The organism is Chitinophaga sp. S165 (assembly GCF_003182155.1).
In the GTDB taxonomy this organism is placed as follows: Bacteria; Bacteroidota; Bacteroidia; order Chitinophagales; family Chitinophagaceae; genus Chitinophaga.
Map to the genome: position 1 here is coordinate 1 of NZ_QGTG01000016.1, position 22,835 is coordinate 22,835.

A 22,835-nucleotide genomic window follows, 5' to 3' on the forward strand; every position below is an offset into this window, starting at 1 on the left:
CCTTGCTTGACCAATACCAGAAAAGAAATAATGAATTGAAAATAAAAAGATTAGAAAAAAGACTGGAGCAACTTAAAGCGATTGTTGTATAGAAGTAATTCAACCAAAGAGGCGCCGACCGCGATCCCATACTGAAACCGAGCTACTTAACGCGTTCTATTCAAACAACAAACCGGGCTACTTAACGCGTTCTATTCGAACAACAAACCGGGCTACGAGATAAGGCCTATCCAGGTAAACAAACCGGGCTACTTAACGCGTTCTACTCAAACAATAAACCGGGCTACCAGATAAGGCCCATCCAAGTAAACAAACCGGGCTACTTAACGCGTTCTATTCAAACAACAAACCGGGCTACCAGATAAGGCCCATCCAGGTAAACAAACCGAGCTACTCAATGCATTCTATGAAAAACAACAAACGTGCGCTAAACAAATGAAACTACTTAACAAAGTAAGATGATAAAAAAAAGCCATCCGGATTACCCAGATGGCTTTTAAACTATAACATGAAAGAAGTTATTTCTTTTTCAATAACTCTATCGCTTTCCTCATCATTTCATCATCCTTATTCAGCGATTCGTAGAAACCTGCATAACTCCAGATCTGCCTCGCCAATAACGCTTTCAGTCGCGTTCTGATCTCGGTCTCATCATGAGTATTGATGGACTCCACACCACGAACACTGTCTTTCGCAGCAAAGACCTTGTAAGCGCTGTAAAGTTCATTACTAACCTGGTATTGGTTGCTGAACTGAGTGGCGTCTTTATATTGTTTGAACTCGTCTTTGTGGCTATTGTAATACTGGTAGGCAAAGTTGCTGAAAGTGCTACGGGAATACATACTGGTCAGCACATTGGAGAAGCGGCTGGTATCGAAAGGAATGAAGACATCAGGAGTGATGCCGCCACCACCGTATACAATGCGGCCACTGGCAGTTTTAAACTGCATGGTATCCAGCGGATGGATGCTGTCACGGTTGACGAATTCGCCATGATTGAAGCGGTTCAGGATGTCGTCATCGTATGCATCACGGCCATTGGCATAAGATTTCTGGATACTTCTCCCGGAATTAAGATAATAACGTGCTACCGTCAGACGGAGAGCGCCGCCGTTGCTGAGATCGAATTGTTCCTGTACCAGGCCTTTCCCGAAGGTACGGCGGCCGATAATAGTACCGCGGTCCCATTCCTGTACGGCACCCGCGAGGATTTCGCTGGCACTTGCAGAACCTTCATCGGTGAGAATGGCCAGATCACCTTTTTCGAACAGACCAGGCTTTTGACAGCGGTAGTCAGCACGGGGATAGCTTTTCCCTTTAGTGTATACGATCAGTTTATTCTCGTCGAGCAGCTCATCGGCAATACGGGTAGCAGCATCCAGATAACCGCCAGGGTTTTGGCGAAGGTCGATGACGAGTTTTGTCATACCGGCATTCGTTAGCTTACGCATGGCGTCCATAAATTCCTGATAGGTGGTGCCCGAAAACTTGCTGATCTTGATGTAGCCAACACCGGGTGTCGCTATGTAACTTGCATCTATGCTGTAGAGCGGAATATCGCCGCGGGTGATCTGAACGGGGATAAGCTTCTGCTGGCGTAACATATTGACCGTCACCTTTGAGTCTTTCGGACCACGCAGCAATTTCCGGATCTTGTCGCCGGAGATGCTATTGCCGGCAACGAGGGAGTCATTCACTTTGATGATCTTATCGCCTGTTTGTACGCCGGCAGTTTCTGAAGGGCCTCCCGGTACAACAGAAACAATGTTTACGGTGTCGGCTATGATATTGAATTCTACGCCGATACCGGAGAAGTGACCTTCCAGGTCTTCATTCACGGTTTGCAGATTGGAAGGCGGAATATAGATAGAGTGAGGGTCCAGATGGCTGAGCAGACCTTCAATGGCTTCCTGCTGCAGATCGGCTACCTGTAAGGTATCAACGTATTTTATTTTGAGCAGGTCCATGACTTCCTGCAGTGGTGCACGTCCCGCCCGGCTGAATAGCAATGTTTGCGCTCCTGTGTTAGCCCCCGGCATTTTGTGGCCCAGATACATTCCCAAAGCAAGCACTATTGCAAATAACAGCGGTAAAAAAACATTCAATTTCCTGTTCGACATAATCATGTATTGAAAACAGCTGCAAGGTAGCTTGTATCTTGTCGCTATTTATTTAACTTGTGGCAAAAATAGTATATTAAACCTCAACCTTCAACGGATGTGTCATGAAAGTACAGCTAATTGCAGATTGTGGATCAACCAAGGCTGAATGGTGCCTGCTGGGAGCCGGACAGGCCGCACGTTATCAAACATCCGGGATCAGTCCTTTTTTCCTGAATGCACAACAGATACAGGAGCTGCTGGAAAAAGAGCTTTTACCGCAGCTGCCGCCAGATATACAGATAGACGAAATACATTATTACGGAACGGGCTGTTTACAGCGGAAGAGCAGGGAAATTGTGGAGACGGCTTTACGGGCTGTGTGGCCGATAGCAACTTTCGAAGTGAACCATGACCTGATGGGAGCCGCCAGGGCTTTGTGTGGAAACGAGCCGGGAGTGGCCAGCATTCTGGGAACAGGTTCCAATTCCTGCTTTTTTGACGGAACAACCATCAAAAAGAATAACCCGGGACTGGGTTATGTACTGGGAGATGAAGGTAGTGGCGCCATTCTGGGCAAAAAGCTACTGCAGTATTACCTGTATAATACCTTCGATGAAGACCTGAAAAGCCGGTTTGATGCACAGTATAACACCAATCATGAGGAAATACTGGAAAATGTGTACCGCAGACCGATGCCGAACCGCTACCTGGCGGGTTTTGCAAAGTTCCTGGGAGAGAACAGGGGACATTTTATCATAGAAAACATCCTGGAAGACGGCTTAAACGAGTTTTTCTTTAACCATATTTATAAATACAGCGAAAGCTGGACACACCCTTTGCACTTTACCGGCAGCATCGCCTGGCATTTCAGGGACATCCTGGAAGAGTTATGTGAACTCTATGAATTGCAGATGGGACGGATATTGCGCAGTCCTATGGACGGACTGGTGGAATATCATCAATAATCAAATACACTACTAATGTCTTTTCAGAGAATAACAGAGCAGACGTCGCACTATCGTCACCTGGAGAAAATGAGTGTGCAGGAGATCCTCAGTAATATCAACCAGGAAGATACCACTGTACCTCAGGCTGTAGCCAAAGTATTGCCACAGATAGAGAAACTGGTAACCGCCATTGCAGATAAAATGCTGGCCGGCGGCAGGTTGTTTTACCTGGGGGCAGGTACCAGCGGACGTTTAGGCATTGTGGATGCATCAGAATGCCCGCCCACTTTTGGTGTGCCTCATGGTTTGGTGATAGGGCTGATAGCCGGAGGGGACGCCGCCATCCGTAAAGCGGTGGAGTTTGCCGAAGATGACAGGGAACAAGGCTGGAAAGATCTGCAGGAATGTAATATTACCGAAAAAGACGTGGTGGTGGGGATTGCAGCGAGTGGTACTACTCCTTATGTAATAGGCGCGCTGAACAAATGCCGTAAGGAAGGTATTGTGACCGGAAGCATCTGTTGTAATCCGGGAGCGCCCATATCGGCAGAAGCGGATTTCCCTATTGAGGTCGTTGTGGGACCGGAATTCATTACCGGCAGCACCCGTATGAAAAGTGGTACAGCGCAGAAGCTGGTCCTGAACATGATCTCCACAGCTGTGATGATCCAGCTGGGCAGGGTGGAAGATAATAAAATGGTGAACATGCAACTGAGCAATGATAAGCTGGTGGACAGAGGTGTGAAGATGCTGATGGAGAAATTATCCCTGACTGATTATGAAAAGGCAAAAGAGTTATTACTGAAGGCCGGCAGCGTTAGAAAGGCGATTGAGGACTATGTATAGTTACAACTTTTTCCAGAAATGCAGCGTTTCTATTTTCTGAAATTTCCCCCGAAATTTGTAGAAACGAACATTTAGAGTTAGTGTGACATGCATGATATAGAACCTTTTTATAACTGGCGCCATTTATATACTGCAGAGGATGATGAACAATCCCCGTTCTACGGACGGGAGTACAGCGAGTTTACTTACTCCAATACCGTATATAATTATTATGTACATCCTCAATGGGATGAATTCGGGTCCCGTAACCTGTATCTGAAGGTGCTATTTGCCGACTACGAGTTCAACTATGCCATTATTGAAGTGCTGGGAGAGTGGAACGATTGTATCGAAAACGACATCATGGTATTAAAGCGGGACGTGATTGATGTCATGATTGCCAGCAAGATCAATAAGTTCATCCTGATCACAGAGAATGTGCTGAATTTCCACTCATCTGATGACAGCTATTATGAAGAGTGGTGGGATGATATACGTGACGAGGGAGGATGGATCGTAAGTCTCAATATGCCAGAACAGACGCGGCAGGAATTTGAACGCGCCCACCTGGACAACTACGTACACCTCCTGGATATCGACAAGTGGCGTACTTGCCAACCACAACATCTTTATTCTCTCATTGACAACGCCATGATGCGCCGTCTGGAGTAGTGGCGGGGGGAGAACAAACTCCCGGATTCTTTGTTTATTCACGTTATGTGCCGGTTATACACTAACCCCCAGGTTAGTAACCGGCCTGACAGCCGTGAACTTGATGGCTGTTGGCTAAACTATGTATTGGCCCTCACTATCAAACCAAAAACTGAGAAATATCATTTGGTTTTAATTTTTCCTGCGCTAAATTTGCGCGATATATTCGAAATATTATCATATCATCTTTTAAGGAAGCTTAGAATTTAACTTATGAAGTGGTCACAGTTCTTTAATACCTCTATCGGTAAAAAATTATTAGTGGGTGCTACCGGTCTCTTTCTGTGTAGTTTTGTTATCGTGCACCTGACTGGTAATCTCGCGTTACTCAAGGACGATGGGGGCGAAGCTTTTAACATCTACGCTGCTTTCATGAGCCATAACCCCTTCATCCAGTTCCTGGCCTGGGGTTTAAAGATCATCATTCTTCTTCACGCTATTCTTGCCTTACAGCTTACGTTCCGTAACAGGGCTGCCCGTCCGGTGAAGTATGCTATCAATCCCGGTAACCAGACTTCATCCTGGTTCAGCCGTCAGATGGCTATCATGGGTAGCATCCTGCTGATCTTCATTATCATCCACCTGAAAGATTTCTGGTACTGGATGCACTATGGTGATGTACGGCCGATAACATACAACGGAGAGGAATACAACAATCTGTATGCAGTTGTACAGGAGGCATTCACGCAACTTTGGATGGTGATCCTGTATGTGATCGGTATGATCGGTTTATCTTTTCACCTGATACACGGGTTTAAAAGCGCATTCCAGACATTCGGCCTGAACCACGTTAAGTACAATGGCCTCATCAACTTCGTAGGTGTTTGGTTTTTCGGGATCCTGATTCCTATTGGTTTTGCTATCATTCCCGTGGTTATATATTTCAAATCAATTTAGTAAAGTAAGGATATATGCTGAACTCAAAAATTCCTGCCGGTTCATTAGATAAGAAATGGGAAGATTATAAGGGGCATTGTAAGCTGGTAAACCCGGCTAACAAGCGCAACATGGAAGTGATCATCGTGGGTACTGGCCTGGCAGGGGCTTCGGCTGCTGCTTCTTTGGGTGAGTTAGGTTATAAGGTGAAAGCTTTCTGTTTCCAGGATAGCCCACGCCGTGCGCACAGTATTGCTGCACAGGGTGGTATCAATGCTGCAAAGAATTACCAGAACGACGGTGACTCTGTGTTCCGTCTGTTTTATGATACTGTAAAAGGTGGCGACTACCGTGCCCGCGAAGCGAATGTGCATCGTCTGGCAGAGGTAAGCGGCAACATTATTGACCAGTGCGTGGCACAGGGTGTTCCTTTCGCACGTGAATATGGCGGATTGCTGAGCAACCGTTCATTCGGTGGTACACAGGTACAACGTACTTTCTACGCTGCCGGTCAGACCGGTCAGCAGCTGCTGTTAGGTGCATACTCCGCTCTGGAGCGCCAGGTAGCATTAGGTAACGTGACCATGTACAACCGTCACGAAATGCTGGACATCGTAGTGATAGATGGTAAAGCACGCGGTATCATTGCCCGTGACCTCATCACCGGTAAACTGGAACGTCACTTCGGTCATGCGGTACTGCTGGCTAGCGGTGGTTACGGTAACGTATTCTACCTGTCCACAAACGCAATGGGCTCTAACGTAACGGCAGCCTGGAAAGCTACCCGTAAAGGCGCTTTCTTCGGTAACCCTTGTTACACGCAGATCCACCCGACCTGTATCCCGGTTTCCGGAGACCATCAGTCCAAGCTGACGCTGATGTCTGAATCCCTCCGTAACGATGGACGTATATGGGTACCTAAAAAACAGAACGATACACGTAAACCTTCCGATATTCCTGAAGACGAAAGGGATTACTACCTGGAAAGAAGATATCCTGCCTTTGGTAACCTGGTACCACGTGACGTGGCATCCCGTGCAGCTAAAGAAAGATGTGATGCCGGTTATGGCGTAGGTAGTTCCAAACAGGCGGTATACCTGGACTTCGCATTCAACATGGACCGTTACGGCAGGATCGAAGCCAGCAAAAGACAGATCTCCAATCCTTCTGCTGACGAGATCCGTAAGCTGGGTAAAGAAGTGGTAGCCGAGAAATACGGTAACCTCTTTGATATGTACGCTAAGATCACTGGTGAAAATCCATACGAAGTGCCAATGCGCATTTACCCTGCAGTACACTACACGATGGGCGGCCTGTGGGTGGATTATGAACTGATGACCACTGTTACCGGTCTGTACGCGCTGGGTGAAGCAAACTTCTCCGACCACGGTGCAAACCGTCTGGGTGCGTCTGCACTGATGCAGGGACTGGCTGACGGTTATTTCGTTATACCATACACACTGGGTAACTACCTGGCAGGTGAAATTGGTACTAAGGCGTATTCTCTGGACCATCCTGCGTTCATTGAGGCAGAAAAGAATGTACAGTCTACCATCGATAAACTGATGAACATTAAGGGTACCAAATCCGTAGACCACTTCCACAAGAAACTGGGTAAGATCATGTGGGACAAATGCGGTATGGCGCGTAATGAGCAGGGACTGAAAGAAGCGATCGTTGAGATCCAGCAGCTGCGTGCAGAGTTCTGGAAAGATGTTCGTATTCCAGGTGATGCGAACGAATTCAACCCTGAACTGGAGAAAGCAGGCCGTGTGGCTGACTTCCTGGAGCTGGGAGAACTGATGTGTGTAGACGCGCTGAACCGTCGTGAATCCTGCGGAGGTCACTTCCGTGAAGAATCACAGACAGATGAAGGGGAAGCACAACGTGACGACGCAAACTTCTCCTATGTTTCTGCATGGGAATATAAAGGAGAAAGCCAGTTCGAGTTGCATAAAGAAGCTCTTGAGTTTGTAGAATGTAAACCAACTCAGCGTAGCTATAAATAATTTTCACAACAATAATAGTCCAATAGATATGGAACATTATAACATGAATCTCACACTTAAAGTGTGGAGGCAGAAAAACGCAGACGCCCAGGGAAAATTTGAAACTTATCCGGTAAGTGGTATTTCTTCTGAAATGTCCTTCCTGGAAATGTTCGACGTGCTGAACGAGCGTCTGATCAATGAAGGTAAAGAACCAATAGCGTTTGACCACGACTGCCGCGAAGGTATCTGTGGTGCGTGTTCTATGCATATCAACGGCCGTGCACATGGTCCATGGGCAGGTACTACTACCTGTCAGTTACACATGCGTGCTTTCAAAGATGGTGATACACTGACCGTTGAGCCATGGAGAGCAGGATCTTTCCCTGTAGTGAAAGATCTGACCGTTGACAGAGGTGCTTTTGACCGTATCATTGAAGCGGGTGGTTATGTATCTGTAAATACAGGTAACGCCCAGGATGCCAACAACATCCTGGTACCAAAAGATGATGCAGATGCAGCATTTGCAGCAGCAGCATGTATCGGTTGCGGTGCTTGTGTAGCAGCTTGTAAGAACTCATCCGCTATGCTCTTCGTTTCAGCGAAAGTATCCCAGCTGGCATTGCTGCCACAGGGTCAGCCTGAGAAGAAGTCAAGAGCATTGAATATGATCGCTCAGATGGATAAGGAAGGTTTTGGTAGCTGTACCAACACCGGCGCTTGTGAGGCAGAATGTCCGAAAGAGATCTCCCTGACAAACATCGCACGTCTGAACCGCGAATACATCAACGCTGGTTTCACTTACGAAAAATAGTAATTGACCGTACTGTATTAGTCGATATCAACATCCCCCTCGCTAAAACGAGGGGGATTTTTTTTGTATATTGTTTGGAGTTAAAACCCTTTTGCACACAAATTTTACGTTATGACAGACAACTCCAGGAGAAAATTTCTCCGCAATCTGGGAGGTACAGCCGCCCTGTTGGGCGCCGGTTCATTGGCCGCTATGGGAAAGGAACATGTCCACATCCTGCAACCCAACACCCGCATTTCTGCCAACGATAAGATCCGTATCGGTTGTATTGGTATGGGTATCATGGGCTTCGGCGACTTAGAAGCTGCCCTGAAAGTTCCCGGTGTGGAATTCGCAGGAGCTGCCGACCTGTATGATGGTCACCTTACGAAAGTCAAAGAAGTGTATGGTAAAGACATCTTTACGACCCGCGATTATCGCGAACTGCTGAACAGAAAAGACATCGACGCTGTGATCATTGCCACTCCCGACCACTGGCATGATACCATTTCCATTGATGCAATGGAAAAAGGCAAGGCGGTATACTGTGAAAAGCCGATGGTACAGCAGATAGAGGAGGGGCATAAAGTGATTGCCACTCAGCAGCGCACAAAGGCCGTTTTTCAGGTGGGTAGCCAGCGTGTAAGCAGTATTGCCCTCGCAGAGGCAAAGAAGCGCTACGAGGCCGGGGAAATAGGTCAGCTGAACATTGTAGAAGCCCGTATTGATCGTCATGACGCCCTGGGCGCATGGCAGTACTCTATCCCGCCGGATGCTTCTCCTGCTACTATGGATTTTGATACCTTCCTTAAGGATACTTCAAAAGTGCCTTTTGATCCTACCCGTTTCTTCCGCTGGCGTAACTACCGGGCATATGGTACCGGTGTACCCGGCGATCTTTTCGTACACCTCATATCAGGTCTTCACTTTATTACCGGTTCCCTGGGGCCTGAACGCATCTTCGCCAGTGGCAACCTGGTACAGTGGAAGGATGGCCGTGACGTACCGGATGTTGTCGTAGCGATCTTTGATTACCCGGAAACAAAAACACATCCCGCTTTCCAGGTAACTTTACGCGTAAACTTTGCCGATGGCGGCGGAGGTGGAGAATTCACCCGTTTTATCGGCACGGAAGGCGTACTGGAACTGGGCTGGGACGATTTCAAGATAAAGAAGCATAAACTCTCCTCTGCACCGGGATATGGTGGCTGGGATACCTATAATACGTTTCCGAAGGCTACCCAGGAAGCATATGTAAAGCAATACAATGAGAAATACCCGGCAGACACGCGCAAACCGGCACAGCGGTCAGAGAACGCATATGCCGCTCCCCAAGGATATGACTCGCGTGTAGACCATTTCATCAATTTTTTTGAGGCTGTACGTACAGGTAAACCTGTAGTGGAAGACGCTTCCTTCGGACTTCGTGCTGCGGGTCCTGCATTGGTTACCAATGAAAGTTACTTCAGCAAAAAAGTGATCCACTGGGACGCCCAAAAAATGAAGATTGTGTAACTGGATAAGTATTACATTCGTAGCCTCAATTTGTCACCTATGAGGAAAGCCGCTGCATTTACCATAATGTTGTCAGGCATGGGCCTGTTTGCCTGTAAGGAAAATAAGAAAAGTATGTCAGCAGAAGTCAAAACAGTAAAGCCGCCGGTAGCGGAGCAGATAGATACAGCAATGACCATACACGGTGATACCAGGATCGACAAATATTACTGGATGAACGACCGGAACGATCCTAAGGTAATTGCCTATCTCAAAGCGGAGAATGACTATCTCGATACGATGATGGAACCTGCCGCCGGTATGCGGAAGAAGCTATACGAAGAGATGAGGGGCCGCATCATGGAAACGGATGCCAGTGTACCTTATCTGAAGAATGGCTACTACTATTATACCCGTTTCACCGAAGGCAAGGAATACCCGGTATATTGCCGCAAGAAAGGCAGTCTGGAAGGCACTGAGGAGATACTCCTTGATGTGAACGTCCTGGCCGCCGGACATGATTACTACCAGGTAGGTGGTATGTCGGTAAGTCCGGATGCACAATGGCTGGCCTATGGCGTTGACACTGTGAGCCGCCGTCAGTACACTATTCATATCAAGAACCTGCAAACAGGAGAAGTATTACCGGATGCCATCCCCAATACTTCCGCCAGTGCTGCCTGGGCCAGCGATAATAAAACTTTCTTCTATACTGCCAAGAACCCGGTTACTTTAAGAGAGGAGCGTATCCTGCGACATGTAACGGGTACCGACGTACGTACAGATAAGGAAGTTTTCAATGAAAAGGATGAAACCTTCTCCATTGATGTAGCCCGGTCCAAATCAGGCAAGTACATCATGATCCAAAGTCAGAGTACAGTATCGTCTGAATATCGCATACTTGACGCCGCCAAACCTGATGGTGCATTCCAGATATTTGAACCGCGCAAGCGCGATCATCTTTATGACATAGATCATCAGGACGATAAATTCTACATCGTTACCAACTGGGATGCCGTGAACTTCCGGCTCATGGAATGCTCACTGAATAAAACGGCACGCGATAACTGGAAAGAGGTCGTTCCTCATCGTGCAGATGTACTGTTACAGGGCATAGAATTGTTCCGCGATCATATGGTACTCAGCGAACGTAAAAATGGTCTTACACAGCTGCGTGTTATGAATGCACGTACCAAAGAAGACCATTACCTGAAATTTGAAGAACCTGCCTACGTCGCTTCTATCTCCGTCAATCCGGAGTTTGATACGAAGACCCTGCGTTACTCATATACTTCTATGACAACGCCGGTATCTACTTACGACTACGACATGGATTCCAAAAAGAACGAACTGCGTAAACGGCAGGAAGTTCTTGGAGGTTATGATCCGAAGAATTACGTCACTGAACGGGTGTATATCACTGCCAGGGACAGCGTGAAAGTACCGGTATCTATCGTATACAAAAAAGGATTCGAGAAAAATGGCAAAGGGCCATTATTGCTTTACGGTTATGGTTCGTATGGTCACAGTATCGAACCTTCTTTCAGCAGTAACCGCCTGAGTTTACTTGACAGAGGTTTTGCCTACGCTATCGCGCACATCAGAGGTGGTGAGGAAATGGGCCGTCAGTGGTATGAAGACGGTAAGTTGTTTAAGAAGATGAACACTTTCACAGACTTCATCGATTGTGCTGACTATCTTGTAAAACATCATTATACTGACAGTACGCATCTCTACGCAATGGGAGGCAGTGCCGGAGGTTTACTGATGGGAGCAGTTGTGAACATGCGTCCGGGACTCTGGAATGGTGTTATTGCAGCTGTACCTTTCGTGGATGTCGTAACTACTATGCTGGATGAAAGCATTCCTTTAACTACCGGCGAGTTCGATGAATGGGGCAATCCGAAGAAGAAGGAGTACTATGATTATATAAAGGCATATTCTCCTTACGACAATGTAACGGCAAAGGCATATCCTAATATGCTCGTAACAACAGGTCTGCATGACTCGCAGGTGCAATATTGGGAGCCTGCCAAATGGGTTGCCAGGTTACGTGAATTAAAGACAGATAACCATATGCTGCTGCTGCATACCAATATGGAAGCGGGGCATGGCGGGGCTTCCGGCCGTTTCAAGATACTCGAGGATATTGCATTGCAGTATGCATTCCTGCTTGGATTAGAAGGGAAGTAGTAACACATAGATATTTAAAAGCCCATAGGTCGTAGAAGATCTATGGGCTTTTTGTTTTCCGGTCTCCTAATTAGAGGTAGTTGCTCTTTCTTGTTTGTTACTGGAAGTAGCTGCGGTTTCAGATGGGATGTCGGTCGGCGCCTCTTTGGAAGGAATGCTATTAAGCTTTTTTCAATCGTATCGGCTTTTGAATATCTATTATCGACATCAATCGTTTGTCAAAGAGCCGAAGGCCAGACATTCCCACTGAAACCGCCTGCCACTTCCGGACTCCCACCTATCAGAAGGACGAAAGCCAATGAATGGCGAACAGTTGAAAATATTGAATCAGCTGTTATGAAGATTTACACAAATTCTGGCATCATTAACATCGCATTCACCATTGAAAAAATATTATTAATTAATATGCTTCTCTTATATCCTTTTGAAGGATAAAGCTTGAGATGATTTTAATTTAACAAAATATGCAGATAGCAACGATGCAGAGCAAGATTTTTGATGTGCGAAATCAAAAGGTGATGTTGGATGCCGATCTGGCTGAGATGTATGAAGTACCTACCAAAGTACTTAAGCAAGCCGTAAAAAGAAATATTGACAGATTTCCGGAGGATTTTATGTTTGAACTTAGCGAGAGTGAATTTGACGGTTTGAGGTCACAGTTTGTGACCTCAAAAAGAGGGGGCACTTATCTATAAGGAAATAAAGGATTAGCTGCAATGGGAAGTCTATAAACAAAAATATCCACGATGCATTTGAATGCAGCTATTGGAGGGAGAACAGATGCGCAAAGGGTTTCAGATGGGAAGCGCGGGCCTTCGGCTCTTTGAGATACGCTTGATACAGCTAAATAAAGATCAAAAGCCCATACGCTTGAAAAAGTTTAATGGCAATCCTACCAAAGAGGCGCCGACCGCGATCCCAGCCTGAAACCCAAGCAGCATTTGGTTAAAAACTAAAAGAAAGAAAGTCGATCAACTCCCTGCAGCATCTGTTAAAAACGGTACGGATCTAGGAGACACCTCACGGATTGATAAACTCAGTTTTCACCGTCTCTCCTAAAAAGATCTCTGTTTGCTTTTCAAAAATTACGGGATCATCCGTAGTAAAGTATTTCCGGCCACCATTCTTACTGAGACGAACTTCCATTTCCGGATGACGGAAAAGATAATCTTTAAGACTATGTGCAACGATCTTACCCTGCGATAACAAGGTGATCCCACCGGGAAGGAACTGCCGGATCTTCTTCGTAAGAATAGGGTAGTGGGTGCAAGCTAATACGATAGTATCAATATCAGGTGCATCAGTCAGGATCTGATGGAGATACTTCTTAACGAAGTAATCAGCGCCCTCACTATCGGCTTCGCCGTTTTCAATAATAGGAACCCACATGGGGCAAGCCAGCTGATGGACTTTTACATGCGGGAAGAATTTATTGATCTCTATCGGATAAGACTCAGAAGCGACGGTGCCTTTTGTAGCGAGAATGCCTACTTCACCTGTCTGCGTAAGCGTACCTACCATTTCTGTTGTAGGACGGATCACGCCAAGTACGCGGCGGTCGGGAGCAATACGGGGAAGGTCTTTCTGCTGAATAGTGCGGAGCGCGCGTGCAGAAGCTGTATTACAGGCCAGCACTACCAGCGGGCAGCCCATATCGAAGAGGTGCTGCACACACTGGAGCGTGTAAGTATGAATGGTGTCGAAACCGCGGTTGCCATAAGGGGCCCGGGCATTGTCACCGAGGTAAATATAATCGTATTGCGGCAGCGTGGCGATGATCTCTTTCAATACAGTCAACCCGCCATAGCCTGAATCAAAAACACCAATTGGCCCCGTCATTTGTCGTCTTGTTTTTTCATCAAACCCTTACCGGTCAGGTCATAAATTTCCTGGATATTATGAAGGATGCCTTCAAAATCGATCTTCAGGTCAATGAGCTTGCCGGTATAGAGATCGTATACCCAGCCATGTACCGTAGGATAGCCATTCTGAACATAGGCTTGCTGTACGGCGGCGGTTTTGATGACATTCACACATTGTTCCTGTACGTTGAGCTCTACGAGGCGGTTATAACGGGCATGATCATCTTCAATGGCGTCCAGTTCCTGGCGGTGCAGGCGATATACGTCACGTATATTCCTTAACCATGGATTGAGCAGACCGAGATCGGAAGGCTGCATAGCAGCTTTAACGCCACCGCAGTTGTAATGCCCGCAAACGATAATGTGTTTAACACCCAGATGCCGTACGGCATAGTTAATAACGGACATGACGTTCAGGTCGATGTTATTTACCAGGTTAGCGATATTACGGTGAACGAATACTTCCCCGGCATCCAGTCCCATGATCTCATTGGTAGGCACGCGGCTGTCGCTGCACCCAATGTAAAGGTATTCAGGGTTCTGTTCTTCGGCCAGCTTTTCAAAAAATTGCTTGTCGGAGGCGGTCTTAGATGCCATCCATTGTCTGTTGTTCTCAAATATCTCATCGTACCTGGTCATATTGAAAGCAGTTTTGGTTAGTTAAAAAGTTTGTCCGGTTCGTATATAGTTCATTGATAGGGGCATAAAGATAAGCAACGATGGCCATTACTGTTTCAATATCCGTAGTCTGTATGCATTCATGGCGCTCTGGCCGAGTTTGTCGGTAAGGCGGTGATTGACATAGGCGCCTACGGCCGCCCCTATCACGGGCATGAGTTGCAGCAGTTTGGCCAGGTCGAGGTAGTCGCGGTATTGCTGCTGGAAGTTACGCCAGTCGAAGGTGTTGATATCTTCAGGCAGTTCACGGCTATAGTTGTCCCAGTCGGCGATGATGGGATAGAGTTTATTCCGGAAGTCCTGTGTGGAGAAGGTAATAAAGAAAATATGGAGGATGAAGAGCCGTTCCTTGTAGTCATCCACATTACGTCCGTAAAGGGCGGCAATGTCGAACAGCATCTTCATTTTGATACTCAGGAAGAGCGGGAAATCGGCTAATCCCAGCAGGATGCCGCCTGCGCCGGTCAGGGCGCCTTCGGTAGCGGCGGTGGTCTTGTAAAAGTTGATCCTGTCCCTGACTTTTGCCTCCCTGATAGCCAGGTCTTCTTCGAAGAGGGGAGGCGGACTGGTAAATCCGGCGCCGGACACTACAGCCCGCGTAGTTTGTTTAACGGCAGCGGTCAGGGCGGCATGTACCTTTTCGGGAATGACATTATTGATCTTTCGCTGAAGCCCCCGGGTTAGTTTGCCAGGTATGCTAATGCCCCGTTGCATGGCTTTTTGCCATGTTTTGAGCTCTTTATTGACTTGTTGGGTATAAACGTCCATTTGATGATTAATTACAAAGAATAAACCACAAACTATAAAACCAGGAACATTTAGTAACTTTGCGCCTTAAATTTCTTTAGCCAGCATGATCAGTGTTAAAAACGTATCGCTTTCTTTCGGAAAAAGGGTGTTGTTTGATGAAGTTAACCTCAATTTCACCAAAGGTAACTGTTATGGCGTAATAGGCGCCAACGGTGCAGGTAAATCCACTTTTCTTAAGATATTGTCAGGTGAGATCGATCCTACCAAGGGTACTGTCGAAATCACGCCCGGAGAACGTATGAGCGTTCTGAAGCAGAACCACTTCGAATTTGACGAGGTAACTGTTCTGAATACCGTACTGATGGGAAATAAAAAGCTGTGGGAAATAGCGCACGAGAGGGATGAGATCTATGCCAAGGCTGATTTCACTGAAGAAGATGGTATGCGCGCAGGTGAACTGGAAGCTGAATATGGAGAAATGGGTGGTTATACCGCGGAAAGTGATGCCGGTGTACTGCTGGGCGACCTGGGTGTAAAGGAAGACCTGCATTCACAGCAGATGAAGGACCTGAGTGGTAACCTGAAAGTGCGTGTGCTCCTGGCACAGGCCCTGTTCGGTAACCCTGATATCCTGCTGCTGGATGAGCCTACGAACCACCTGGACGTGGAAACGATCGGCTGGTTGGAAAACTTCCTGGCTGACTATGAGAACATTGTGATCGTAGTATCCCACGACCGTCACTTCCTGGATGCCGTTTGTACGCATGTTGCGGACGTTGACCGTGCTAAGATCCAGATCTTCTCCGGTAACTATAGTTTCTGGTATGAGTCTTCCCAGTTGATGGCCCGTCAGATAGCCGATAAGAACAAGAAAATGGAAGATAAACGTAAGGACCTGATGGACTTCATCGCCCGATTCAGTGCCAACGCTTCCAAGAGTAAACAGGCTACTTCCCGTAAAAAAGCATTGGAGAAACTGGTTATCGAAGATATCCAGCCGTCCAACCGTAAATATCCTGGTATCATCTTCAAGCAGCAGCGTGAGGTAGGTAATCAGATCCTGAACGTGGAAAAACTGGAGAAATCCATCGAAGGTAATGTCCTGTTCAAAAATGTAAGTTTTACCGTGAATAAGGGCGACAGGATCGCTTTCCTGGCAAAGGAGCACCTGGCGCTGACCACTTTCTTTGAGATCATCAACGGCGAACAGAATGCTGACGGTGGTAAATTCGAGTGGGGAACGACGGTAACATCCGCTTATCTGCCGAATGACAACGCCCAGTTCTTTACAGACCCATCCCTGAACCTGATGGACTGGTTACGCCAGTATGTGCCACCACATGTAACTGATGTGGATGAGCCGTTCCTGCGTGGCTTCCTGGGTAAAATGCTGTTCAGTGGCGATGAGATCATGAAGAAGACAAGTGTGCTGAGCGGAGGAGAGAAAGTACGTTGTATGACCAGCCGCATGATGCTGCAGGACCCTAACGTAGTGGTACTGGACGAGCCTACCAACCACCTGGACCTGGAGTCTATCCAGTCTTTCAACGAAAGTATGATCAACTTTAAAGGTATCGTGCTGTTTACAACGCATGACCACGCCTTTATGCAGTCAGTAGCAAACCGTATTATTGAAATAACACCACGGGGCATTATCGACAGGTTGACCACTTTTGATGAATATCTGGCAGATGAAAGGGTAAAAGCGCTGAGAGAAGAGATGTACGGAGAAAAGGTAGCGATTTCTTAATAGATCATTCAGCTCTTTCAGGAGCTATATGTTTATAGATTAGGAATTGGGAATTAAGATCATTTCTTAAATCCTGATTCCTGATTTTTTTTAGAGGTAGTCCTTGATCTGCTGCATTTTCTCAGAATCCAGCGGTTTGGTAATATAGGCTTTCAGTTCGGGGGTACGTTTTACTTTCTGTATATCACGCATATCGATAGAAGAGGAGCACATAATGATGGGTATCTGCTGGGCTAACGTGCATTTAATGTCGCGATAGGCCTCGATAAAGTCCCAGCCATTCATGCGTTGCATATTCATATCCAGGATGATCAGTGATGGCAGGGGATGCCCTTTAGGATGCGATAACTCTTCCAGCGCATCTTCCGCACAAAGGAATGAGGTCACTTCCAGTTTTTCTCCCTGTTGTTCCAACATCTTTTTCAGGATGAAATGGAATATTTCATCGTCGTCAACAACATACACCTGTTTAGTGGTTTCCACCATATATACCTGATTTAACAACTTAGCTTTCTAGAGTTTCTTAACAAGGGGGGTAACAGAGCTGATGTAATCCCCGGTTTTCACATGATACTTGGATACAAATAAACACTAATTAATTATAATTTTATATATAATAAACCGCCAATAACTAATTGTTAACAAAATGTAAGGAGTACTGTTTATGGTAGCGTTTGCTTCAGAATACAAATTTATATGCATAAAAAAATCCCGGATGTCCGTTCGCGTGAGCGGGTAAGACATCCGGGATTTTTATTATGATCTGGTAAGACTATTAGAACAGTCCGCCTTTTTTCAGCGTTACTTTACCTGCACCGATCTTGTAACCATCATGGTAGATCTCAACAGCGTAGTCGCCTGGTTTGAAATCTGAATTCTGTTTCCAGTCCATGCTTACGGTTTGTTTCTGGCCGGTAGCGTAGTTTACAGTTTTCTTAGCGGTATATAATTTTTCAGTACCGTCTTCCAGAGTGAATCTGCCGGAACCCAGTGCTTCAACTGCCAGCGGAGAGCCATCAGGAGAAGTGATAGAAACGTACAGTTCTTTATCACCGGTTGGAGCGATCCTGTTTTCATCCAGGTCAAAGCTTACACGCATCATGTCAGCGCGTTTAGCCTTGGAAGTTTCTACTTCCTTGCCATTCTTTTTTACGTTGATAGGGAGGAGGTGGATATTGGAAGCGTGTAATACGGAACCCAGGTTCACCTGTTTGTTCAGGCTATCCCTTTGACCAGATACTACATCTCTTTCTTTACGGGCATTATCGCGTTCGCCGGTCAGTACGATCTTTTCACCTTCCAGGCGTTCGATAGTAGCTGTATAGCCTTCGATGTTACCTTTCATTGTTTCTATCAGACGACGGGCTTCAGCCAGTTCTTTCTGGGTAGCATTTTTGTTAGAGAGGATACCCTGGATCCTCGCTTTCATATCCGCAATTTCCTTATCTTTTGTTTTTACCAGGCTGTCCATGCGGCTGTTCTGAGAGATCAGGTCATCCAGACGGGCATTTGCGGCATTGTATTCCTGCTGTAAAGCATCTCTTGAGGTAGAGATAGAATCTATCTGCGTAGCCTGTTGAGCAATTTGATCGGTAGTTTTATTTTTGTCATACAACATGTATATCCATGTACCGGCCAATGCTGCAATCAATATACCATATATCAGACCATTACGGCTTCTAGGCTTTTCAGGTCCAGGGGATCCTGCCGCAGGCGTGTTAAAAGTGTTCTCAGTCATAGTCGTTTTTGTGTTTTATAGTTAATTGTTATATGGTTAAAACTCCTTATGCAAATGTAATTGTTAAAAGCACTTTATTATAAAAAAATATAAACCGTAGAAAATAGTGTTACCGAATATATCTTTAGACCAGTTATTGCTGCTTGATATTGAAACAACTCCCGCTGTAGCGGCGTTTGATTTTTTACCTGACAACATGCAATCGCTCTGGCTGGACAAAATTGCAAAAACTTTGCCAGAAACAGGGAACCCTACAGAAGCATACGCCGACAGGGCTGGGATCTATGCCGAATTCGGGAAAATCATCTGTATATCAGTAGGGTTCTTCCATGTGGAAGGTGGTCGTTATCAACTACGTATAAAATCATTTTATAATGACGATGAAAAAGTTGTATTAACGAGTTTTTTAGAATTGGTAAATAAATTCCATATAAAATTTCCCCGTTTTCAGTTTGCCGGGCATAACATCAAAGAATTTGATATTCCTTTTATTTGCAGGCGTTCTGTTATTCATCAGCTATCTTTGCCCCTGCCTTTGCAGATCCACGGGTTTAAACCCTGGGAGTTGCCGATGTTGGATACCATGCAGTTATGGCGTTTCGGAGATTTTAAAAATTATACTTCCCTGAAACTGATAACGGCTGTTATGGGCATTCCGACTCCCAAAGACGATATTGACGGCAGTATGGTGGGAAAGGTTTACTGGCAGGATAAAGACCTTGAAAGGATCGCTAATTATTGCCAGAAAGATGTCGTAGCTGTCGGGCAGTTGCTGATGCGTTTTAAGGGTGTCCCTTTACTGGAAACAGAAGACGTGGTGTATTCAAAATAATAAAGCATGGAATATCAGGATATTATAAAAGACTGGAAGCAAAAGAAGTTTAAACCATTGTACTGGCTGGAAGGGGAGGAAGATTTTTTCATCGACCAGGTCAGCAATTTTGCAGAGCATCATTTGCTGGACGACTCGGAAAAGGGGTTTAACCTGACCATCCTGTATGGTAAGGATACGGATTGGAGTACGGTTATCAATGCCTGCCGCCGTTATCCTATGTTTGCCGAAAGACAGGTTGTTGTGCTGAAAGAGGCGCAATCCATGAAAGATATCCTGAAGCTGGAAGCATATATTGACAATCCGCTTACTTCTACCATTTTCGTAGTGGCCCATAAGCAGGGCAAGATCGACGGACGCAGTAAACTGGCGAAACTGATCAAGGAGAAAGGGGTCTTGCTGAGTACCAAGAAAATGTACGATAACCAGCTGCCTGCCTGGGTGGAAGCCTATGTGAGCAGTCTGGGGAGGGCCATTTCACAAAAGGCAGGCATCCTGCTGGTAGATCATATTGGTAATGATCTTTCCAGGATGGCCAATGAAGTAGATAAGCTGCTGGTGAACCTGCCGCCGGATAAAAAGATAGATGAGAATGATATTGAGAAGTATGTAGGGATCAGCAAGGAATACAATGTATTTGAATTGCAGAATGCCCTGGGACAGAAGGATATCACCAAGGTGATGCGCATCATCCGTTATTTCGCCGCTAATCCTAAAGCGGGGCCAATACAAATGGTGCTGCCTGCCCTTTACAATTTCTTCAGCAAAATGAACATGGTCTTCGGTATAAAAGGCGGAGAAAAGGAGATTGCAGCCGCTATAGGCGTACATCCTTTCTTTGTTAAGGACTATGTCAACGCAGCACGGCAATATGGTCTGGAAGGCACGGAAAAGGCCATTCTGCTATTGCATGCCTATAACCTGCGCAGTATTGGTATCAATGATAGCGGTGTGGAAGATGGTGAGCTGATGAAAGAGTTGGTTTACAAGCTGATGTACTGATAAAACGGCGGTTGCTCAAACCGTTTTTTCCGGGATCAGGACGCCAGTACGCTTTTTGCGGCAAGGCTGTCTTTATCCATCTGGATGATCAGGTCCTGTATATTGTCAAATTTGAGGTTAGCCCTGATGTAACTGATCATTTCCACCCTCAGTACCTTATCATAAATTTCCTGGCTGAAATCGAAGATATGTGCCTCCAGGCGGAGGTCAACACCGTTAAAGGTGGGCCGGGTGCCTATGCTCATTACGCCGTTCAACGACTGCTTTTCAAGATGGACCTTTATGGCATATATGCCTTGTGCAGGGATCAGTTTACGATGATCGGGTAATTCGATATTAGCAGTAGGGTAGCCCAGCTGCCGGCCCATTTTATCGCCATGGACCACTTTACCTTCCATGAAATAAGGGTAGCCAAGCAATTCGTTGGCCAGCTCAATATTTCCATCCTGCAGGCTGTTACGGATCTTGGTAGAGCTAACGGCCAGGTCATGTACTACCTGCTGTGGGATCTCCACCAGCTGGAAACCATACCTGTTCTGTTCTGCTTCTAATAGCTCCAGTCCGCCTTCACGGTTGTGGCCGAAACGGTGGTCATAACCAATGATGATGGTATGTGGTTTGAACTTTTCTATAAGGAAATCTTCCAGGTAAGCCCGGGCCGAGAGTTCTGAAAATGCTCTGGTAAAAGGAACGATAACAACGTGATCAATCCCCTGGCGTGCCAGCAGTTCGATCTTCTCATCGAGTGTAGTAAGCAGTTTCACGGGCGCCCCGTCGGGGTGTAATACTTCCCGTGGATGTGGGTCAAAGGTGATGATCACGGTTTCCCCGTCACAGGCAGCAGCAGTTTCCTGCAACTGTTCTATAATATGACGGTGGCCGCTGTGAACGCCGTCAAAAGTACCGATTGTAATTACAGCCCGCCTCAAAGCTGGCAAGTGGGTTAGGTCCCTGTGTATCCGCATAAATTGCCTGTAAACGATCAAAATCCCATGCAAATTACAACATTTAGATATCAGATAAGTGTCTAATCAGTTACTTTTGCAGCAGATTGTTCATTTATAAAATTACCTGGTGGATCAGAATATCTACGCGCAGCGCGGCGTTTCAGCCGGAAAAGAGGATGTGCACAATGCTATAAAGCATATTGACAAAGGACTGTTTCCAAAAGCTTTCTGTAAGATAGTGCCCGATATTCTCGGCGGACAGGAGGATTATTGCAATATTATGCATGCCGACGGAGCGGGTACCAAATCATCACTGGCATATACTTACTGGAAGGAGACAGGCAACCTGGACGTATGGAGAGGCATTGCGCAGGACGCTATCATCATGAATATTGATGATCTGTTATGTGTGGGAGCTACCGAAAATATCCTGTTATCATCCACCATTGGCCGAAACAAACAGCTTATTCCGGGTGAAGTGATCGCTGCTATTATCAATGGCACAGAAGAGATCCTGGAAGAGTTGCGCAGCTATGGTATCAGTATCTACTCCACCGGTGGTGAAACTGCGGATGTGGGCGACCTGGTGCGGACCATTATAGTGGATTCCACCGTTACCTGCCGTATGAAGAGATCAGAAGTTATATCCAATCATACTATACAGGCCGGAGATGTTATCGTAGGGCTGTCGTCTTACGGCCAGGCATCTTACGAGAAATTTTATAACGGTGGTATGGGCAGTAATGGACTGACCTCTGCACGGCACGATGTATTTAACAAACAGGTGGCGGAAAAGTATCCAGAGAGTTATGATCCGGGTATTCCTTATAACCTGATCTTCAGCGGAAAGAAAGCATTGACGGATAAGGTCGATATTCCTGGTTTTGGCCCTATAGATGCCGGCAGACTGGTATTATCGCCTACACGTACTTACGCACCTGTGATCAAACAGATCCTGGAGGCCTACCGTTCGCGTATACACGGACTGGTGCATTGTAGTGGCGGTGCGCAGACAAAAGTGCTGCACTTTATAGATAACCTGCATGTCATCAAGGATAATCTGTTCCCTGTTCCGCCATTGTTCCAGCTGATCCAGGAGCAGTCAGGTACGGGTTGGAAGGAGATGTACCAGGTATTTAATATGGGACACCGGATGGAGCTGTATGTGCCGGAAGAAATCGCTGCGGATATCATTAAAATAAGCCAAAGCTTCAATATCGATGCACAGATCGTGGGTAGAGTAGAGCAAGCGGCGGCGAAGCAGGTAACTGTGCGTAGCGCGCAGGGCGAGTTTGTGTATAATTGATCCTGCGGATAGTTTTTAAGCTGTTCAAACAAACACCTGTT

At 46.3% G+C, this 22,835-nt stretch carries 20 protein-coding genes; 13 read left to right on the forward strand and 7 right to left on the reverse strand.

Annotated features, from left to right (window positions below):
* Positions 1–518: 518 nt before the first annotated feature.
* Positions 519–2,120 (reverse strand): S41 family peptidase, encoded by a 1,602-nt coding sequence (locus C7475_RS31500; protein ID WP_233260031.1) that lies wholly within the window; start codon positions 2,118–2,120, stop codon positions 519–521.
* 104 nt (positions 2,121–2,224) lie between these two features.
* Between C7475_RS31500 and C7475_RS31505 the strand changes: the two genes are divergently transcribed.
* The 9 genes from C7475_RS31505 (at position 2,225) to C7475_RS31550 (ending at position 12,624) form a co-directional block, all read left to right on the forward strand.
* Positions 2,225–3,067: an N-acetylglucosamine kinase gene (locus C7475_RS31505; protein WP_110057423.1), complete on the forward strand. Its 843-nt coding sequence runs from the start codon at positions 2,225–2,227 to the stop codon at positions 3,065–3,067.
* 15 nt (positions 3,068–3,082) lie between these two features.
* Positions 3,083–3,895 carry an N-acetylmuramic acid 6-phosphate etherase gene (murQ, locus tag C7475_RS31510; RefSeq protein ID WP_110057424.1) on the forward strand — a complete coding sequence of 271 codons (813 nt, stop codon included), beginning with the start codon at positions 3,083–3,085 and terminating at the stop codon, positions 3,893–3,895.
* 87 nt (positions 3,896–3,982) lie between these two features.
* A complete protein-coding gene (locus C7475_RS31515) occupies positions 3,983–4,546 on the forward strand; it encodes a hypothetical protein (protein ID WP_110057425.1) in 564 nt (187 codons plus the stop codon).
* 252 nt (positions 4,547–4,798) lie between these two features.
* A complete protein-coding gene (locus tag C7475_RS31520; RefSeq protein ID WP_110057426.1) occupies positions 4,799–5,482 on the forward strand; it encodes a succinate dehydrogenase cytochrome b subunit in 684 nt (227 codons plus the stop codon).
* 14 nt (positions 5,483–5,496) lie between these two features.
* Positions 5,497–7,470 carry a fumarate reductase/succinate dehydrogenase flavoprotein subunit gene (locus C7475_RS31525; RefSeq protein ID WP_110057427.1) on the forward strand — a complete coding sequence of 658 codons (1,974 nt, stop codon included), beginning with the start codon at positions 5,497–5,499 and terminating at the stop codon, positions 7,468–7,470.
* A gap of 28 nt (positions 7,471–7,498) precedes the next feature.
* Positions 7,499–8,263, forward strand: a complete 765-nt coding sequence (locus C7475_RS31530; protein WP_110057428.1) for a succinate dehydrogenase/fumarate reductase iron-sulfur subunit — start codon at positions 7,499–7,501, stop codon at positions 8,261–8,263.
* Between the two features lie 111 nt (positions 8,264–8,374).
* Positions 8,375–9,757, forward strand: coding sequence for a Gfo/Idh/MocA family protein (locus tag C7475_RS31535; RefSeq protein WP_110057429.1), 1,383 nt, complete (start codon positions 8,375–8,377; stop codon positions 9,755–9,757).
* A 39-nt stretch (positions 9,758–9,796) separates the two neighbouring features.
* Positions 9,797–11,929, forward strand: a complete 2,133-nt coding sequence (locus C7475_RS31540; protein WP_110057430.1) for a S9 family peptidase — start codon at positions 9,797–9,799, stop codon at positions 11,927–11,929.
* 464 nt (positions 11,930–12,393) lie between these two features.
* Positions 12,394–12,624, forward strand: a complete 231-nt coding sequence (locus C7475_RS31550) for an ORF6N domain-containing protein (protein ID WP_110057432.1) — start codon at positions 12,394–12,396, stop codon at positions 12,622–12,624.
* A 325-nt stretch (positions 12,625–12,949) separates the two neighbouring features.
* Here C7475_RS31550 and murI read toward each other — a convergent pair whose 3' ends face one another.
* The 3 genes from murI to C7475_RS31565 all read right to left on the reverse strand — a co-directional run bounded on the left by murI (position 12,950) and on the right by C7475_RS31565 (position 15,237).
* Positions 12,950–13,768: a glutamate racemase gene (gene murI / locus C7475_RS31555; protein WP_110057433.1), complete on the reverse strand. Its 819-nt coding sequence runs from the start codon at positions 13,766–13,768 to the stop codon at positions 12,950–12,952.
* On the reverse strand, positions 13,765–14,430 hold the full coding sequence (locus tag C7475_RS31560) for a carbonic anhydrase (protein WP_110057434.1): 666 nt from the start codon (positions 14,428–14,430) through the stop codon (positions 13,765–13,767). Before C7475_RS31560 ends, murI begins: the two co-directional genes overlap by 4 nt.
* An 87-nt stretch (positions 14,431–14,517) precedes the next feature.
* On the reverse strand, positions 14,518–15,237 hold the full coding sequence (locus tag C7475_RS31565) for an EcsC family protein (protein ID WP_110057435.1): 720 nt from the start codon (positions 15,235–15,237) through the stop codon (positions 14,518–14,520).
* Positions 15,238–15,322: 85 nt separating this feature from the next.
* On the opposite strand from C7475_RS31565, the gene C7475_RS31570 reads away from it, so the two are divergent.
* Positions 15,323–16,969, forward strand: coding sequence for an ABC-F family ATP-binding cassette domain-containing protein (locus C7475_RS31570; protein ID WP_110057436.1), 1,647 nt, complete (start codon positions 15,323–15,325; stop codon positions 16,967–16,969).
* Between the two features lie 90 nt (positions 16,970–17,059).
* On the opposite strand, the gene C7475_RS31575 is transcribed toward C7475_RS31570, so the two are convergent.
* Both C7475_RS31575 and C7475_RS31580 read right to left on the reverse strand, forming a co-directional pair.
* Positions 17,060–17,455 (reverse strand): response regulator, encoded by a 396-nt coding sequence (locus C7475_RS31575; protein ID WP_110057437.1) that lies wholly within the window; start codon positions 17,453–17,455, stop codon positions 17,060–17,062.
* 289 nt (positions 17,456–17,744) lie between these two features.
* Positions 17,745–18,707: a hypothetical protein gene (locus tag C7475_RS31580; protein ID WP_110057438.1), complete on the reverse strand. Its 963-nt coding sequence runs from the start codon at positions 18,705–18,707 to the stop codon at positions 17,745–17,747.
* 106 nt (positions 18,708–18,813) lie between these two features.
* On the opposite strand from C7475_RS31580, the gene C7475_RS31585 reads away from it, so the two are divergent.
* Complete coding sequence (locus C7475_RS31585; RefSeq protein WP_110057439.1) at positions 18,814–19,539, forward strand: ribonuclease H-like domain-containing protein; 726 nt, start codon at positions 18,814–18,816, stop codon at positions 19,537–19,539.
* 6 nt (positions 19,540–19,545) lie between these two features.
* Positions 19,546–20,541 carry a DNA polymerase III subunit delta gene (gene holA / locus C7475_RS31590; RefSeq protein WP_110057440.1) on the forward strand — a complete coding sequence of 332 codons (996 nt, stop codon included), beginning with the start codon at positions 19,546–19,548 and terminating at the stop codon, positions 20,539–20,541.
* A 35-nt stretch (positions 20,542–20,576) separates the two neighbouring features.
* Here the strand turns inward: holA and C7475_RS31595 are convergent, their stop codons facing one another.
* Positions 20,577–21,470 (reverse strand): bifunctional riboflavin kinase/FAD synthetase, encoded by an 894-nt coding sequence (locus C7475_RS31595; protein WP_233260032.1) that lies wholly within the window; start codon positions 21,468–21,470, stop codon positions 20,577–20,579.
* 145 nt (positions 21,471–21,615) lie between these two features.
* Here C7475_RS31595 and C7475_RS31600 point away from each other — a divergent pair, with 145 nt between their 5' ends.
* On the forward strand, positions 21,616–22,794 hold the full coding sequence (locus C7475_RS31600; protein WP_110057442.1) for an AIR synthase related protein: 1,179 nt from the start codon (positions 21,616–21,618) through the stop codon (positions 22,792–22,794).
* Positions 22,795–22,835: the final 41 nt, after the last annotated feature.

Bases quoted from the DNA above. Each gene is read 5' to 3' on its own strand.
- C7475_RS31500 (WP_233260031.1), bottom strand. From the start codon at position 2,120: ATGTCGAACAGGAAATTGAATGTTTTTTTACCGCTGTTATTTGCAATA.
- C7475_RS31505 (WP_110057423.1), top strand. From the start codon at position 2,225: ATGAAAGTACAGCTAATTGCAGATTGTGGATCAACCAAGGCTGAATGG.
- murQ (WP_110057424.1), top strand. From the start codon at position 3,083: ATGTCTTTTCAGAGAATAACAGAGCAGACGTCGCACTATCGTCACCTG.
- C7475_RS31515 (WP_110057425.1), top strand. From the start codon at position 3,983: ATGCATGATATAGAACCTTTTTATAACTGGCGCCATTTATATACTGCA.
- C7475_RS31520 (WP_110057426.1), top strand. From the start codon at position 4,799: ATGAAGTGGTCACAGTTCTTTAATACCTCTATCGGTAAAAAATTATTA.
- C7475_RS31525 (WP_110057427.1), top strand. From the start codon at position 5,497: ATGCTGAACTCAAAAATTCCTGCCGGTTCATTAGATAAGAAATGGGAA.
- C7475_RS31530 (WP_110057428.1), top strand. From the start codon at position 7,499: ATGGAACATTATAACATGAATCTCACACTTAAAGTGTGGAGGCAGAAA.
- C7475_RS31535 (WP_110057429.1), top strand. From the start codon at position 8,375: ATGACAGACAACTCCAGGAGAAAATTTCTCCGCAATCTGGGAGGTACA.
- C7475_RS31540 (WP_110057430.1), top strand. From the start codon at position 9,797: ATGAGGAAAGCCGCTGCATTTACCATAATGTTGTCAGGCATGGGCCTG.
- C7475_RS31550 (WP_110057432.1), top strand. From the start codon at position 12,394: ATGCAGATAGCAACGATGCAGAGCAAGATTTTTGATGTGCGAAATCAA.
- murI (WP_110057433.1), bottom strand. From the start codon at position 13,768: ATGACGGGGCCAATTGGTGTTTTTGATTCAGGCTATGGCGGGTTGACT.
- C7475_RS31560 (WP_110057434.1), bottom strand. From the start codon at position 14,430: ATGACCAGGTACGATGAGATATTTGAGAACAACAGACAATGGATGGCA.
- C7475_RS31565 (WP_110057435.1), bottom strand. From the start codon at position 15,237: ATGGACGTTTATACCCAACAAGTCAATAAAGAGCTCAAAACATGGCAA.
- C7475_RS31570 (WP_110057436.1), top strand. From the start codon at position 15,323: ATGATCAGTGTTAAAAACGTATCGCTTTCTTTCGGAAAAAGGGTGTTG.
- C7475_RS31575 (WP_110057437.1), bottom strand. From the start codon at position 17,455: ATGGTGGAAACCACTAAACAGGTGTATGTTGTTGACGACGATGAAATA.
- C7475_RS31580 (WP_110057438.1), bottom strand. From the start codon at position 18,707: ATGACTGAGAACACTTTTAACACGCCTGCGGCAGGATCCCCTGGACCT.
- holA (WP_110057440.1), top strand. From the start codon at position 19,546: ATGGAATATCAGGATATTATAAAAGACTGGAAGCAAAAGAAGTTTAAA.